Source organism: Streptomyces sp. NBC_01217, from assembly GCF_035994185.1.
GTDB lineage: Bacteria > Actinomycetota > Actinomycetes > Streptomycetales > Streptomycetaceae > Streptomyces.
The window spans coordinates 1,726,576-1,740,148 of sequence record NZ_CP108538.1; the positions used below are offsets into that span (position 1 = coordinate 1,726,576).

At 71.0% G+C, this 13,573-nt stretch carries 13 protein-coding genes; 5 read left to right on the plus strand and 8 right to left on the minus strand.

Annotation, left to right across the window (positions count from 1 at the left end; all coding sequences use genetic code 11):
- Positions 1-70: 70 nt before the first annotated feature.
- The gene (locus tag OG507_RS07470) at positions 71-1,939 is read right to left on the minus strand and encodes a glycoside hydrolase family 15 protein (RefSeq protein ID WP_327366351.1); all 1,869 of its coding nucleotides are present in this window, start codon (positions 1,937-1,939) and stop codon (positions 71-73) included.
- A 134-nt stretch (positions 1,940-2,073) separates the two neighbouring features.
- Between OG507_RS07470 and OG507_RS07475 the strand changes: the two genes are divergently transcribed.
- On the plus strand, positions 2,074-2,571 hold the full coding sequence (locus OG507_RS07475) for a peptidylprolyl isomerase (RefSeq protein WP_327366352.1): 498 nt from the start codon (positions 2,074-2,076) through the stop codon (positions 2,569-2,571).
- 332 nt (positions 2,572-2,903) lie between these two features.
- On the plus strand, positions 2,904-3,647 hold the full coding sequence (locus OG507_RS07480; protein WP_327366353.1) for a Clp protease N-terminal domain-containing protein: 744 nt from the start codon (positions 2,904-2,906) through the stop codon (positions 3,645-3,647).
- Positions 3,648-3,740: 93 nt separating this feature from the next.
- Here OG507_RS07480 and OG507_RS07485 read toward each other — a convergent pair whose 3' ends face one another.
- The 4 genes from OG507_RS07485 to OG507_RS07500 all read right to left on the minus strand — a co-directional run bounded on the left by OG507_RS07485 (position 3,741) and on the right by OG507_RS07500 (position 7,535).
- Positions 3,741-4,892, minus strand: coding sequence for a serine hydrolase domain-containing protein (locus tag OG507_RS07485; RefSeq protein WP_327366354.1), 1,152 nt, complete (start codon positions 4,890-4,892; stop codon positions 3,741-3,743).
- Between the two features lie 101 nt (positions 4,893-4,993).
- Complete coding sequence (locus OG507_RS07490; RefSeq protein WP_327366355.1) at positions 4,994-5,569, minus strand: histidine phosphatase family protein; 576 nt, start codon at positions 5,567-5,569, stop codon at positions 4,994-4,996.
- 62 nt (positions 5,570-5,631) lie between these two features.
- Entirely contained in the window at positions 5,632-6,066 is a 435-nt protein-coding gene (locus tag OG507_RS07495; protein ID WP_327366356.1) for a GNAT family N-acetyltransferase, read from the minus strand.
- A complete protein-coding gene (locus OG507_RS07500; RefSeq protein WP_327366357.1) occupies positions 6,063-7,535 on the minus strand; it encodes an aminotransferase-like domain-containing protein in 1,473 nt (490 codons plus the stop codon). Before OG507_RS07500 ends, OG507_RS07495 begins: the two co-directional genes overlap by 4 nt.
- Between OG507_RS07500 and OG507_RS07505 the strand changes: the two genes are divergently transcribed.
- Together OG507_RS07505 and OG507_RS07510 are read left to right on the plus strand one after the other, a co-directional pair.
- Positions 7,534-8,472, plus strand: a complete 939-nt coding sequence (locus OG507_RS07505; RefSeq protein ID WP_327366358.1) for a DMT family transporter — start codon at positions 7,534-7,536, stop codon at positions 8,470-8,472. The two genes, OG507_RS07500 and OG507_RS07505, sit on opposite strands and share 2 nt — an antisense overlap.
- An 86-nt stretch (positions 8,473-8,558) precedes the next feature.
- Positions 8,559-8,771 (plus strand): DUF1918 domain-containing protein, encoded by a 213-nt coding sequence (locus OG507_RS07510; RefSeq protein ID WP_093896107.1) that lies wholly within the window; start codon positions 8,559-8,561, stop codon positions 8,769-8,771.
- A 108-nt stretch (positions 8,772-8,879) separates the two neighbouring features.
- Here OG507_RS07510 and OG507_RS07515 read toward each other — a convergent pair whose 3' ends face one another.
- Entirely contained in the window at positions 8,880-10,175 is a 1,296-nt protein-coding gene (locus OG507_RS07515; protein ID WP_327366359.1) for a glycoside hydrolase family 10 protein, read from the minus strand.
- Positions 10,176-10,364: 189 nt separating this feature from the next.
- Between OG507_RS07515 and OG507_RS07520 the strand changes: the two genes are divergently transcribed.
- A complete protein-coding gene (locus OG507_RS07520) occupies positions 10,365-11,225 on the plus strand; it encodes a 3-hydroxybutyryl-CoA dehydrogenase (protein WP_327366360.1) in 861 nt (286 codons plus the stop codon).
- 70 nt (positions 11,226-11,295) lie between these two features.
- Here the strand turns inward: OG507_RS07520 and OG507_RS07525 are convergent, their stop codons facing one another.
- Together OG507_RS07525 and OG507_RS07530 are read right to left on the minus strand one after the other, a co-directional pair.
- Positions 11,296-11,826 (minus strand): NUDIX domain-containing protein, encoded by a 531-nt coding sequence (locus OG507_RS07525; protein ID WP_327366361.1) that lies wholly within the window; start codon positions 11,824-11,826, stop codon positions 11,296-11,298.
- A gap of 119 nt (positions 11,827-11,945) precedes the next feature.
- Positions 11,946-13,286 carry a transcriptional regulator gene (locus OG507_RS07530; RefSeq protein ID WP_327366362.1) on the minus strand — a complete coding sequence of 447 codons (1,341 nt, stop codon included), beginning with the start codon at positions 13,284-13,286 and terminating at the stop codon, positions 11,946-11,948.
- Positions 13,287-13,573 lie beyond the last annotated feature (287 nt).

A 13,573-nucleotide genomic window follows, 5' to 3' on the forward strand; every position in this document is an offset into this window, starting at 1 on the left:
TGACTATACGCAACTATGCACTTTTATGCAAAGACCCGGGCGTGCCGTCAGGACCGTCCGCGCACGCCGGCTAACCCAGCGCCCGGTCGAGGTTGAAGGCCGCGCTGATCAGCGCCAGATGAGTGAAGGCCTGCGGGAAGTTTCCGCTCTGCTCCCCGGTGTGGCCGATCTCCTCGGCGTACAGGCCCAGGTGGTTGGCGTAGGTGAGCATCTTCTCGAACGCGAGCCGGGCCTCGTCCAGGCGGCCGGCCCGGGTCAGCGCCTCGACGTACCAGAACGAGCAGATCGAGAACGTGCCCTCGTCGCCCCGCAGTCCGTCCGGGCTGGCCTGCGGGTCGTAGCGGTAGACCAGCGAGTCGGAGACCAGGTCCTCGCCCAGCGCGTCCAGCGTGGAGAGCCACTTCGGATCGGTCGGGGAGACGAACTTCGCCAGCGGCATCATCAGCAGGGACGCGTCGAGGACGTGGCCGTCCTCGTACTGGACGAAGGCGTGCCGCTCTTCGGACCAGCCATGGCGCATGATCCGGCGGTAGATCGCGTCCCGGGCCCGCCCCCACCGCACGATGTCGACGGGCAGGCCACGATGCCGGGCCAGCCGCATGGCGCGCTCGATGGCCACCCAGCACATCAATCGCGAGTAGAGGAAGTTCTTGCGTCCGCTGCGGGTCTCCCAGATCCCCTGGTCCGGCTGGTCCCAGTGGTCGCACACCCAGTCCACCAGCTCGCTGATGCTGTCCCAGTGCGCACTGGAGATGGGCTGCCCCCACTTGTCGTAGAGATAGAGGGCGTCGATGAGCGCCCCGTAGATGTCCAGCTGCAACTGGCCGACGGCGCCGTTGCCGACGCGTACGGGGGCCGAGCACCGGTAGCCCTCCAGATGGGTCAGCTTGCGTTCGGGCAGGTCACGGCACCCGTCGATGCCGTACATGATCTGCAGCGGGCCGGTGGAACGGTCCGGCGAGTCCGTATCGAGGCGGACATGCTCGGAGAGGAAGCCCATGAAGGCCTCGGCCTCCTCGGTGAAGCCGAGCCTGAGCAGGGCGTACACACAGAACGCCGCGTCGCGGATCCATACGTAGCGGTAGTCCCAGTTGCGCTCGCCACCGATGCGTTCGGGCAGGCTGGTGGTCGGCGCGGCGATGATCGCGCCGGTCGGGACATAGGTGAGCAGCTTCAGGGTGAGGGCGGAGCGGTGCACCATCTCCCGCCAACGACCGCGGTACCGCGACCGGGACAGCCACCGCCGCCAGTACCCGACGGTGGCGTTGAACTGCTGCTCCGCCTCGGACAGCGGGCAGAAGCGGGGGGCCACGTCGCCGCCGACCCGGTCCAGGGCGAAGACGGCGGACTCGCCCTCGTGCAGCTTGAACAGCGACCAGACGTCCTGGCCGTCGACCTCGATCGGCACACTCGATGTCAGGGCGAGGGTGAGTGCGGGCGTGGCGAAGATCGCCTGGCCGTGCTGGACGTGCACGGTGTGCGGCTGGGTCCCGTACTCGAAGCGGGGGGCCACACGCGCGCGAAACGGCAGCGACCCGCGGACGCAGACCACGCGGCGGATCAGCCGGTGCCGGTCCGCCTCGCGCGAATCGTCGAGTATCGGCATGAAGTCCTGGACCTCACCGACGCCGTCGTCCGCGAAGAAGCGGGTGATCAGCACGTTGGTGTCGGGGAAGTAGAACTGTTTGGTGCGTGTCGGGGCATCTGCGGCGAGCTCGAAGAACCCGCCCCGGTCCGCATCGAGGATCGAGGCGAAGATGCTGGGCGCGTCGAAGCGCGGGCAGCAGTACCAGTCGATGGTGCCGTGGGTGTCCACCAGCGCCGCGCTGCGCAGATCGCCGATCAGACCGTGTTCGGCGATCGGCGGATAGCGGATCGCCCCGACGTCCGGGGACACGCCCGGATCACGCAGCACCCCGGCGCTCGCATTGGCATCCATGGCACATCCGACCTCCCTGAGCCGCCGCACCCACACCTCAGGCTAACCAGTCCTCGGCGTACGGGACAGCGGGAGCGGACGCGCCGGGGCCTCCCGCCCGTCGGCTCCGGGCGTGCCGATGTCAGGATGGTTCCATGACGAGCAAGGTTTACTTCGACATCACCATCAATGACGAGCCCGCTGGGCGGATCACGTTCAAACTGTTCGACGACGTCGTTCCCAGGACCGCGGAGAACTTCCGCGCGCTGGCGACCGGCGAGAAGGGATTCGGCTACAAGGGATCGTCCTTCCACCGGATCATCCCCGACTTCATGCTCCAGGGCGGCGACTTCACCCGGGGCGACGGCACGGGCGGCAAGAGCATCTACGGGGCGAAGTTCGCGGACGAGAACTTCAAGCTCGCGCACACCAAGCCGGGCCAGCTCTCCATGGCCAACAGCGGACCCAACTCCAACGGCTCCCAGTTCTTCATCACGACGATCGTGACGTCGTGGCTGGACGGCAAGCACGTGGTGTTCGGTGAGGTCGACGACCAGGAAAGCATGGACCTGGTCAGGAAGATCGAGGCGCTCGGCTCGCAGAGCGGCCGTCCCTCGGCGAAGATCACCATCGCGGACAGCGGCGTCCTCTGACCCGCACACCGAACCGCTGAACGAGCGCGCCGCCCGACGGACCGTGTCGGGCGGCGCGCTCCGTCGTACCTGAATCAGTTGGGGCGCGGGGCGGTCGGGTTCGGTCTGGAGGACATCGACTGGTCGAGGTGTTCGATCCGGCCGGCACCCGGGGGCGAAGTGATGGTCTCCCCTTTCCCGGCCCGGAGGAGGCCGCGATGGCCTCGTGCGTACGGCACCGCGTTCTGCGCGCGCCGGTGCACTGGGAGGGATGCGTCTTCTGTACGGGCTCCAGCGATCCGCACTGTCAACTGATGGTTGACACGCCCCGACTGTCAACCTAAGGTTGACACATGGTGAATCCTGTACGCCCAACCAATCCCGTACGCCTCGACGACCTGATCGAGGCCATCAAGAAGGTCCACACCGACGCCCTCGACCAGCTCTCCGACGCGGTCATCGCCGCGGACCACCTCGGCGATGTGGCCGACCATCTGATCGGGCACTTCGTGGACCAGGCCCGGCGCTCGGGCGCCTCCTGGACGGAGATCGGGAAGAGCATGGGGGTGACCAGGCAGGCGGCCCAGAAGCGGTTCGTCACCAAGGACCCCGGCGAGCCGTCGGACCTCGACCCCAGCCAGGGCTTCGGCCGCTTCACCGAGCGAGCCAGGAACGTCGTGATGACCTCACAGAACGAGGCCCGCGCGGCAGGCAACGCAGAGGTGCGCACCGAGCATCTGGTCCTGGGGCTGCTCGCCGAGCCGGAGGCGCTCGGCCCCGCGTTCATCAAGGCCCAGGGCATCACGCTGGAAGCCGTCCGCCAGGCCGCGACCGAAGCGCTGCCGGCCGCGGTCGACGAACTGCCAGACCTCATCCCGTTCGACGCCGGGGCCCGCAAGGCGCTGGAGCTGACGTTCAGGGAGGCCCTGAGGATGGGCCACAACTACATCGGCACCGAGCACATCCTGCTCGCCCTGCTGGAGCAGGAGGACGGCGAGGGCGTACTGACCGGACTCGGCATCGACAAGGCAACCGCGGAGACGGGCATCGCCGAGGCCGTCACACTCATCGCCGCGGCCGCGAACAAGGAGGCATGAGGCGGGCTGCATCCCCGGCCGGGGATGCGTGGGCGGCAAAGGCCGGCCATCCGGCGCCGGTCACGCCGGCCGGCCCGCGCGCCCGCCCGCCCGTCACAGTGCCTCGTACACCGCCTCGATCAGCGTCATCTTCCGCGGGTCGTCACAGATGCCGGGGCCCATCCGGTTCATCACGTAACCCAGTGCCAGGTCGGCCTCCGGGTCGGCCAGGCCGCAGGAACCGCCTGCGCCGTCGTGGCCGAAGGCGCGCGGGTTGGGGCCGTACGAACCGTCCGGGCCGCTCAGCCACAGGCCCAGCGCGATCTCCGTGTCATGGCCGATGCCCGCGCCGAGCACCAGGTCGCGGCAGGAGCCCTGTCCCTCGCGGACGAGCTCGGCGGCCTCCTCGGAGAGGATCCGGCGCTCGCCCGACCTGCCCCGTCCGGCGAAGATCCCGTACAGCGCGGCAACGGCGCGGGCGGTGCCATGGCCGTTGGCCGCGGGGATCTCCGCCGCCCGCCACTGCGGGGTGTTGGCGGCAGAGGCGCCCGTCGGCGGGTTGAGGAGCGCGGCGACGGCCAGGGGGTCCATCTGCGCGAAGATCTCCGCCTGTTGACGCGCGTCGGCACTCGCGACGACGAGTTCGGCGACGCGGCCCGCCTCCTTCTCGGGGAGCCCCACCGTGAAGTCGATCCCGAGCGGGCCGGTCACCTCCCGCTGGAGGAACTCCCCCGGCAGCAGACCGCTGATCCGCCGGATCACCTCACCGACCAGGAAGCCGTACGTCAGGGCGTGGTAGCCGGACTGCGTGCCGGGCTCCCACCAGGGCTCGGTCGCCGCCAGACGGGCGGTGGTCAGATCCCAGTCGTAGAGTTCGGACAGGGCGTGCGGCTCGCGCAGCCCCGCCAGCCCCGCGCGGTGCGAGAGCAGATGGCGTACCAGCACGGCCTCCTTGCCCGCCGCGGCGAACTCCGGCCAGTACGCGGCGACCGGCGCGTCGAGGTCGAGCAGGCCCCGGTCGGCCAGGATGTGGGCGCAGAGGGCGGTCGGCCCCTTGGTCGTGGACCAGACGTTGACCAGGGTCTCGCGCTCCCATGGGCGGGTGCGGGCGCGGTCGGCCCAGCCGCCCCAGAGGTCGACGACCGGTTCCCCGCCGATCAGCACCGTCACGGCCGCGCCCAGTTCGTCGCGCTCCCGGAAGTTCGCCTCGAACGCGGTGCGTACCGCGGAGAATCGGTCGTCGCAGTGGCCGTGGATCTGTGGCATGTTGGCCTCCCTCGCCCGGGACGCGCCGGTGGGACTCGGTGGAACTCGATCAGTACGCAACGTACCGACTGGTCGGACCGGCGGGAAGACCCCGCACCCGTTCAGCGGACTCCCGCTTCGAGCCGGAGGCTCCAGCGGCCGGGCAGGCCCGTGAGCGTGACCGTGGACAGCGGCCGGACGTCGACGTTCCAGTATGTCGACGGCGGGGCCTTGAGCGCATAGACGAGGGCCGCCCGGACGACCGCCGGTTCGGCGACGGCGACGATGGCGCCGTCGTACGCGGGACGGGTGTCCAGCCAGCCCCCTATGCGGGAGATGAAGGCGAGCAGCGGTTCGCCGCCGTGCGGTGCGGAGCGCGGGTCCGCGAGCCAGGCGTCGACGGCCGCGGGTTCGGCCGCGGCGACCTCGGCGAGGGTGTGGCCGCGCCAGCGGCCCATGTCGCAGTCGCGCAGGGCGGGCTGGACGAGCGGGGCGTAGCCGAGCGCCTCGCCGGTGGCGCGGCTGCGTGGGGTCGGCGAGCAGTAGCGCAGCTCGGCGGCGCCCAGGGGGACCAGGGCGTTCGCGGCGAGCTGCACCTCGTGCCAGCCGGCGTGGTCGAGCGGCCGGTCGTCGTCGAAGCGCTCGGCAAGCAGGGCAGAGCTGCGCGCCGCGGCGACGAGCGAGACTCGAACAGTCATGGCCGTGATCGTGGGTCCCGGCGCCGCGCGGGTCAAGAGGGCCTTGGCCGGCGCTGCCGGGCTCAGCCGAGTTGGAGCGACATCCACTTGTGCGGGTCCTTCAGCGGCTCGAAGCCCACCTTCTCGTAGACCCCGTGGGCGTCGTCGGTGGCGAGAAGGAACCTGCGGATGCCGGTGGGAGCCAGGTGGTCGCGCGCGGCGGCGGCCATCCGTGTGGCGATGCCGTGACCGCGGGCCGAGCGGTCGACGTACACATCGCAGAGCCAGGCGAAGGTGGCGTGGTCGGTCACCACCCGCGCGCAGCCCACCTGCTCGCCCGAGATGACGTCGTAGGCACCGAAGTTGAGCGATCCGGCGATGGCCCGGTCCTGGTGCTCACGGGTGCGCCCGAGGGCCCAGTAGGCATCCGTCGACAGCCAGTGGTGGATGCGGGCCGCGTCCAGGCGGGCGGGGTCGGACGATATCTCGTAACGCCGCTGGGGCATGTCGTCGTTCATGGCCGGAGGTTACTCTCCACGCCGCCGGTCAGGACTTCGTCGCAGGCGGTGCGCAGGCGGCGGACCCCTTCGGCGATCTCAGCCGCCCCGGCGACCGCGGCGAAGCTCAGCCGGACCTGGGGGGAGGGGGGTTCGGCGCAGAAGTACGGGCGGCCGGGTGCGATGGCCACGCCCGCGCGCAGGGCCGCCGAGACCACCGCGGACTCGTCCGTGCCGCCTTCCGTGTCGGGCAGGCGCAGCCACAGGCTGCCGCCGCCCGCGGGGATGTGCGCAAGTGTGAGGGCGGGCAGCTCCTGGCGCAGGGCTGTCGTCATGGCGGTGCGCCGGTTCCTCAGTTCCGTCGACACGGATCGCAGATGGTGGCCCCAGGCCGGGGAGCCGACCAGTTCGAGCGCGGCCTCCTGGAGCGGCCGGGGGACGAAGAAGCTGTCGACGATCTGGATGGCCCGCAGCCGTCCCAGCACCGGACCGCGGGCGGCGAGCGCGCCCACCCGCAGGCTGGGTGAGGTGATCTTGGTGAGGGAGCAGACATGAACGACGACGCCGTCGGGGTCGTCGGCGGCCAGGGGTGCGGGCAACGGCCCGGCATCGTCGTGGACGAGGCGGCGGGCGAAGTCGTCCTCGATGACGAAGGCTCCCGCCGCGCGGGCGATCCGGATGACCTCGCCGCGCCGTTCGGGGGCGAGGACCGCGCCCGTCGGGTTCTGGAAGAGCGGCTGGCAGACGAAGACCCGGGCGCCGGTGGCCCGGAATGCGGCGGCGAGCAGTTCCGGCCGTACGCCGTCGGAGTCGACGGGTACCGGCACGGGCCGCAGTCCGGTGGCGCGGGCGGCGGCCAGCATGCCGGGGTAGGTGGGCGATTCGACCAGGACCGGGGCGCCGGGCGGGGCGAGGGCGCGCAGTGCGGTGGCCAGGGCACTCTGGCCGCCCGCGGTGATCAGTACGTCGGCGGCGGTGAGCGCGAGCCCGATCTCCCGGGCGAACCAGGCCCGCAGTTCGGTGAGACCGTCGGTGGGCGGGCGGTCCCAGGCACCGGGGCGGCGGCCGGCCCTGGCGAGGGCGGCGGCGAGCGCCCGCTCGGGCTGGAGCGAGGAGTGGAGGTAACCGCCGTTGAGCTCGATGACGCCGGGCGGCGGTGCGGCGAGTGTGACCAGGACACCGGAGGCGTCGACGGTGCGGGGCACCGCTTCGGGGCCGCCGTCGCCGCTGAGGGAGACCTCCTGCCAGGAGGTGTCGCCGGGCGCGGGCACATCGCTGCGCGGCTGCGCCCGGAAGGCGCCGGAGCCCGGCCTGGTGACGACCAGGCCCTCGGCGGCGAGCTGGGCGATGGCCCGGGAGACGGTGACGGGGCTGACCCGGAAGCGCTCCACGAGAGCCCGGCTGGACGGCAGCTTTCCACCCGGTGAGTAGCGGTTCAACTCGCCGCGGAGGGATTCGACGAGTTCAGTAACACTGCTACGCTCTTGCATGAGAGTCAAGGATAGCGCTACTCACGGCAGCGCGATAGCGGTCGACAGGGCAGCAGGCGGTACGGCGAGCCGGCGTGGCGTGGTCCTCGCCGGGCTCGGTGTCCTCGCCTTCTCGCTGACGTTCCCGTCCACCGCCTGGGGGCTGGAGAGCTTCGGCCCCTGGTCACTGGTGGCGCTGCGCACCCTGCTCGCCGCCGCGATCGCGGGCGGCGCACTGCTGGCGGGGCGCGTACCGCTGCCCGACCGCCGGCACCGGGCCGGGCTCGTCGTCGTCGCCGCGGGCGTGGTGGCCGGCTTTCCGTTGCTGACGACGCTGGCGCTGCAGACGTCGACGACCTCGCACGCGGCCGTGGTGGTGGGGCTGCTGCCGCTGACCACCGCGGTGTTCTCCTCGCTGCGGACCGGGGCGAGGCCGTCCCGTGCCTTCTGGGCCGCGGCGCTCGCCGGGGCGGCGGTGGTGATCGTGTTCACCGTGCGGGAGAGCGGTGGTGTGCTGTCCGGCGGTGATCTGTATCTGTTCGGTGCGCTGCTGGTGTGTGCGGCGGGGTACACCGAGGGCGGCAGGCTCGCCGACGTCATGCCGGGCTGGCAGGTGGTCGGCTGGGCGCTGATCCTCTCCCTGCCGCTCGCGGTGGCGGGGGCGGCGATCGCGCTGCCGCTGGAGCCGGTGCGGCCGACCGTGCACGGAGTGATCGGTCTGGTCTGGGTGGCGGCCGGGTCCACCTTCCTCGGTCTGTACGTCTGGTACCGCGGGATGGCGGAGATCGGGGTGCCGAGGGCCAGCCAGCTCCAGCTCGCGCAGCCGTTGCTGACTCTGGTGTGGTCGTTCTTCCTGCTCGGCGAGGAGGTCTCGGCGGCGGCCCCGGTGGCGGCGATCGCGGTGCTCGTCTGCATCGCGGCCACCCAGCGGGCGGGGCGTGCCCGGCGCCCGGGATGAGGACCCGCACCTTCTCACCGGGCGAAGTCGGCTTTCGGTCATAGACTTGTCGACATGGACCGCCACCCGTGAGGAGGTCACTCCCGATGGAGGCACACGCGGGCGACCGGCTGCTGACGCACGGCAGGACCGTGGGACAGCACGACCGGGTCGCAGAGATCGTCGAAGTGCTCGGGGCCGGGGGCACTCCCCCGTACCGCGTCCGCTTCGAGGACGGACACGAACACCTGATTTCGCCCGGTCCCGACAGCGTCGTACAGCACACCGTCGTCCGGAAGCAGGCACCGGAGACCCCGTAGCGGCCTCCGGCGGACGGCACTGCTCTTCGCTCCCCCGGGCCCTGGGCGGGCCGGCGGATTCCCGGCGGCCCGCCGACAACACCCGGTGCGTCCACTCCGCTTCTTCTGTCAGCGGGGTGGGCGCACCCTGTTGCGGTAGTGGTCGGCCACCAGCCGGTCCATGGTTCCGATCCGGTCCGTGACCACGTCCTTGCCGGAGAAGTAGACATGGCCGCGCACCTGGTCGTAGGCGGCGGCGAAGTCGATGTGGCGGGAGAGTTCGGCAGGGTCCTGCCAGGCGGCGGGCTGGGCGGGGTCACCGGCCTTGTAGAGCGCCTCGCCCACGAACAGATCGACGCCCGTGCCCCGTACGACCCCGTCCCACCAGGGCAGCAGCTTGGCGTAGTCGGCGGCGGCGAAGCCGATGTTCCAGTAGATCTGCGGGCAGATGTAGTCGATCCAGCCCTTCTGGACCCAGCCGCGGGTGTCCGCGTACAGATCGTCGTAGGTCTGCACACCCGCCTTCGTGTCGGAGCCGAGCGGATCCGTCGCGGCATTGCGCCACACACCGAACGGGCTGATCCCGAACTGGACGTCCCTCTTGATCTTCTTGATCCGCTCGGCGGTCTCGCGCACCAGCTTGTCGGTGTTGTCCCGCCGCCAGGCGGCCTTGTCGGGAAAGCCCGCGCCGTATTTCGCGTATGTGGCGTCGTCGTCGAAGACCTGCCCGGCCACCGGGTACGGGTAGAAGTAGTCGTCCCAGTGCACGGCGTCGATGTCGTAGCGGCGGACAGCGTCGAGCATCGCGTCCTGGACGAAGCGGCGGACCTCGGGGATTCCTGGGTTGTAGTACAGCTTCCCGCCGTACGGCAGGACCCAGTCCGGGTGCAGCCTGGCGGGGTGGGTGGCGACCAGCCGGGACGGGTCGGTGTGGTTGGCGACCCGGTACGGGTTGAACCACGCGTGCAGTTCCAGGCCGCGGCGGTGCGCCTCGCGGACGGCGGTGCCCAGCGGGTCCCAGCCGGGGTCCTTGCCCTGGACGCCGGTGAGGTACTGGGCCCATGGCTCGTAGGGCGAGGGCCACAGCGCGTCGGCGGTCGGCCGGACCTGGAGGATGACGACGTTCAGCCGCCGGTCGACGGCCTCGTCGAGGTACGCGATCAGCTCGGCCTTCTGCGCGGCCGCCGTCAGACCGGGCGCCGAGGGCCAGTCGATGTTGGCGACGGTGGCGACCCACATGCCGCGCAGCTCGCGCCGCGCCACCGCGTGACCGCCGCCCCTGCGCGGCAATGCGCCCGCCCGCCCGGAACCGGCCTGCCGGGACGGGGCGGCGACGGCTTCACCGGCCGTGGTGAGGGTGCCCACCACCCCGGCGACCACCCCGGCCGCACCCACCACGAAGCCTCTTCTGGCCATTTGCCGCATTTCGTTGCACCTGCCGTCTCTCTGCCCTCGTCCGTCGCCCCGGTATCAGGGCGTAACGCAGAGCATGCCCGCCCCGGCCCACGATGACCCGCATGTCGCGGAGTAACGTCGGGGGGTCGGGGCGGGCACCGGAATCAGACGGGAACCTGCGACACGGAGAACAGCGAAAGGCACGAGGTGACGGACTCTATGGCCGACATTGCACGCGTCGGAGTGGTGGGCTGTGGCCAGATGGGCGCGGGGATCGCGGAGGTGTGCGCCCGCAGCGGTCTTGAGGTCAGGGTCGCCGAGACCACAGGCGAGGCGCTGGAGATCGGCCGCACCCGGCTGCACAACTCCCTCTCGAAGGCCGCCGAACGCGGCAAAATCACTCCGCAGGAGCGCGACGAGACGCTGGCTCGTCTGAGCTTCACCACCGACCTCGGGGAGTTCGCCGACCGCGATCTCGTCATCGAGGCCGTCGTGGAGAACGAGCAGGTCAAGACCGAGATCTTCCAGGTGCTCGACCAGGTGGTGACCCGGCAGGACGCGATCCTCGCCTCGAACACCTCCTCCATCCCGCTGGTGAAGCTGGCCGTGGCCACCTCTCGACCGGACCAGGTCATCGGCATCCACTTCTTCAACCCGGCGCCGGTGCAGAAGCTCGTCGAGCTCATCCCCGCGCTGACGACGTCCGACGAGACGGTGAAGCGCGCCGAGGCCCTGGTGCAGGACGTGCTCGGCAAGCACCCGATCCGCGCCCAGGACCGCTCCGGCTTCGTCGTCAACGCACTGCTGATTCCGTATCTGCTCTCCGCGATCCGGATGTTCGAGTCGGGGATCGCCAGCCGTGAGGACATCGACAACGGCATGGAGCTCGGCTGCGCCCACCCGATGGGCCCGCTCAAGCTCTCCGACCTGATCGGCCTGGACACCGTGGCCTCGGTCGCCGACTCGATGTACGCGGAGTTCAAGGAGCCGCTGTACGCCGCTCCCCCGCTGCTCCAGCGGATGGTGGACGCGGGCAGGCTCGGCCGCAAGACGGGCTCGGGCTTCTACCCGTACTCCTGATCCGTCGCTCGTGCCCGTACGGGGCCGGCCGGGCAACCCCCGACCGGCCCCGTACGCGTTCCGAGTCGCCTCAGCCCAGCCGTAAGTGATGGAGCATCATCAGCCCGGCCACCATGCCCGCGGCCGGGACCTCGCCGCGGGCGATCATGTCGGGCACCAGCTTGAGCGGTATCCACTCGCGGCGCGAGGACTCGAAGTCGTCGCTCGGGTGGCCGGTCCAGGTGGCCTCCTCGGACCAGTAGAAGTGGTGCCGGGCGTCAGTCAGGCCGTTCGACGGCTCCACGGTCAGCAGCGGACGCAGCGGGCCGGGGCGCCAGCCGGTCTCCTCCTCCATCTCCCGGGCGGCCGCGGCCGCGATGTCCTCGCCGTCCTCGACGACGCCCGCGGCGAGTTCCCAGCCCCAGCTGTCGGTGATGAACCGGTGGCGCCACAGCAGCAGCACCTCGTTGGCCTCGTTGACGACGGTGGCCGCCGCGACGGGGCGGAGCCGGATGAGGTAGTGGTCGAGACGGCGGCCGTCGGGGATGAGCACATCCGCCAGATTGACCCGGAACCAGCGGTTTTCATACACGGTTTGTTCGTTCAGATTCGCCCATTGCACAGTTCTGCCACCTTCCGACAAGTAGGTGGCAACATCGCAGCAGGAGTGGGACCGGAGGGGAACATACCGATACCCGCGGGTGCGAGATCACAGCGGTACGGAGTCACAGCGGTACGGGATCACAGCGGTACGCGCAGCGCCCCGTCGATCAGTTCGGCGGCCCGCCCCGCATCCGCGCAGCCGCTCGCGATCAGATCCTCGCGCACCGCACGCAGCCGGTCGCGCAGCCGCTGCGACTCCATCCCCCTGGCCCGCTCCGCCATCTCCACGGCCGTGGCCGCCGCCCGGTCCGCCTCGCCCTGGCGCAGCTCGATATGGGTCAGCATGGCCAGCCGGTGCACCCGGCCCCGGTCGTGCGCCGGGGTCCGTACGGCCGTCGCCGCGTGCTCCCTGGCCCCCGGCAGATCTCCGAGGGCTAGCAGGGCCTCGGCCACCTGCACATCGACCAGGCCCGGCTGGACGTACCCCGTCTCGTCCGGTTCATGGCCCGGCCGGATGCGTTCGGCCTGCGCCTCGGCGCGCCGGATGCACTCCAGGGCGCTTGCCGAGTCGCCGATGCGGGCGTACGCCTTGGCCTGCATCGCGTACAGGTCGGCGGCCAGCGCGGGAGTGATGTGCCGGCCGGCGGCCCGCAGCGCCGCCTGTGCGAAGGCCACCGACTGCCGGTAGTCGGCGAGGAACAGCGACTGGTTGACCAACAGGGCGATCACATAGCCGCCGAGCCCCCGGTCCCCGCTCGCCTTGGCCAGCCGCAGCGCCTGGTGGAAGTAGCGCTGGGCGAGCCCGTGCGCATCGGAGTCGTAGGCACAGATGCCCGCGACCGCGACCAACCCGCCCGTCGCCCGGTGCAGTTGGCGCCCCATCGCATCGCTGTAGCCACCGCGCAGAAGCGGGGCGGTCTCGGCGTTGAGGAAGCCGACGATGCGGGAACGGGTCGCGATTCCGCCTGCCCTGCGGTACATCAGTTCGTAGTGGGCACGGGCCGCCCGCAGGGTCACGATGTCGGCCATGCCGACCCGGGTCGTGCCGCTGCGGGAGACATCGGTGTCCTCGGGCGGGTTCTCCCACTCCCAGACCGGCATCACCGCCGTGGTGCCCGTGACGGCGGGCGAGGCGAGGATGTGCGGGTGCTTCTGATCGTCGGAGCGCCACAGCGCGGTGGCCCGCTCGACGAATCCGCCGAGCGTGGACGCGGGCGCGGGCACGCCGGGGCCCGCGGTCGCCATGCCGATGTCGTCCAGCGAAAGAGGCCTGTTCAGCCGGTTTCCGAGCACTTCGCAGATCAGGTCCGGCACCTGGCCGCGCGGACGCTGCCCCTTCAGCCAGCGGGACACCGCGGTGTGTTCGTAGCGCAGGCACAGTCCGCGGGAGCGGCCGGCCCGGTTGATGTGCGCGGCAAGGCCCGCCCGGGAGACGCCCGCCTCCTCGATCAGGGACGCCAGCAGAATGTTGGGCTCCATTGCCCCCATGTGCCCCTCCGGTGGTTCGGCACGCCGAGGCGTGTCGCACCAGTGGAGCACGATTCACACGGGGTGTGAACGGAATGCCCGAACCGTCCCGCCGCGCGCTCTGTCGCGCCGGTGCACGGATCGGTTGAATCAGTCCTCTCGCAAGAGGCGGCCGGGTCGTCCGCTCCCCCTCGTACAGTCGACGACCCGCACTCGCACCGTCCGTTCCGCCGACCTGCCCGACACTCCGTGGCGGCGCGGACGGTGCGGGGATCGCCCGGGTGCGGTTCTGTGCCGCA

Coding starts and splice junctions, on each gene's coding strand:
- OG507_RS07470 (WP_327366351.1), bottom strand. CDS start 1,939: ATGGATGCCAATGCGAGCGCCGGGGTGCTGCGTGATCCGGGCGTGTCC.
- OG507_RS07475 (WP_327366352.1), top strand. CDS start 2,074: ATGACGAGCAAGGTTTACTTCGACATCACCATCAATGACGAGCCCGCT.
- OG507_RS07480 (WP_327366353.1), top strand. CDS start 2,904: ATGGTGAATCCTGTACGCCCAACCAATCCCGTACGCCTCGACGACCTG.
- OG507_RS07485 (WP_327366354.1), bottom strand. CDS start 4,892: ATGCCACAGATCCACGGCCACTGCGACGACCGATTCTCCGCGGTACGC.
- OG507_RS07490 (WP_327366355.1), bottom strand. CDS start 5,569: ATGACTGTTCGAGTCTCGCTCGTCGCCGCGGCGCGCAGCTCTGCCCTG.
- OG507_RS07495 (WP_327366356.1), bottom strand. CDS start 6,066: ATGAACGACGACATGCCCCAGCGGCGTTACGAGATATCGTCCGACCCC.
- OG507_RS07505 (WP_327366358.1), top strand. CDS start 7,534: ATGAGAGTCAAGGATAGCGCTACTCACGGCAGCGCGATAGCGGTCGAC.
- OG507_RS07500 (WP_327366357.1), bottom strand. CDS start 7,535: ATGCAAGAGCGTAGCAGTGTTACTGAACTCGTCGAATCCCTCCGCGGC.
- OG507_RS07510 (WP_093896107.1), top strand. CDS start 8,559: ATGGAGGCACACGCGGGCGACCGGCTGCTGACGCACGGCAGGACCGTG.
- OG507_RS07515 (WP_327366359.1), bottom strand. CDS start 10,175: ATGCGGCAAATGGCCAGAAGAGGCTTCGTGGTGGGTGCGGCCGGGGTG.
- OG507_RS07520 (WP_327366360.1), top strand. CDS start 10,365: ATGGCCGACATTGCACGCGTCGGAGTGGTGGGCTGTGGCCAGATGGGC.
- OG507_RS07530 (WP_327366362.1), bottom strand. CDS start 13,286: ATGGAGCCCAACATTCTGCTGGCGTCCCTGATCGAGGAGGCGGGCGTC.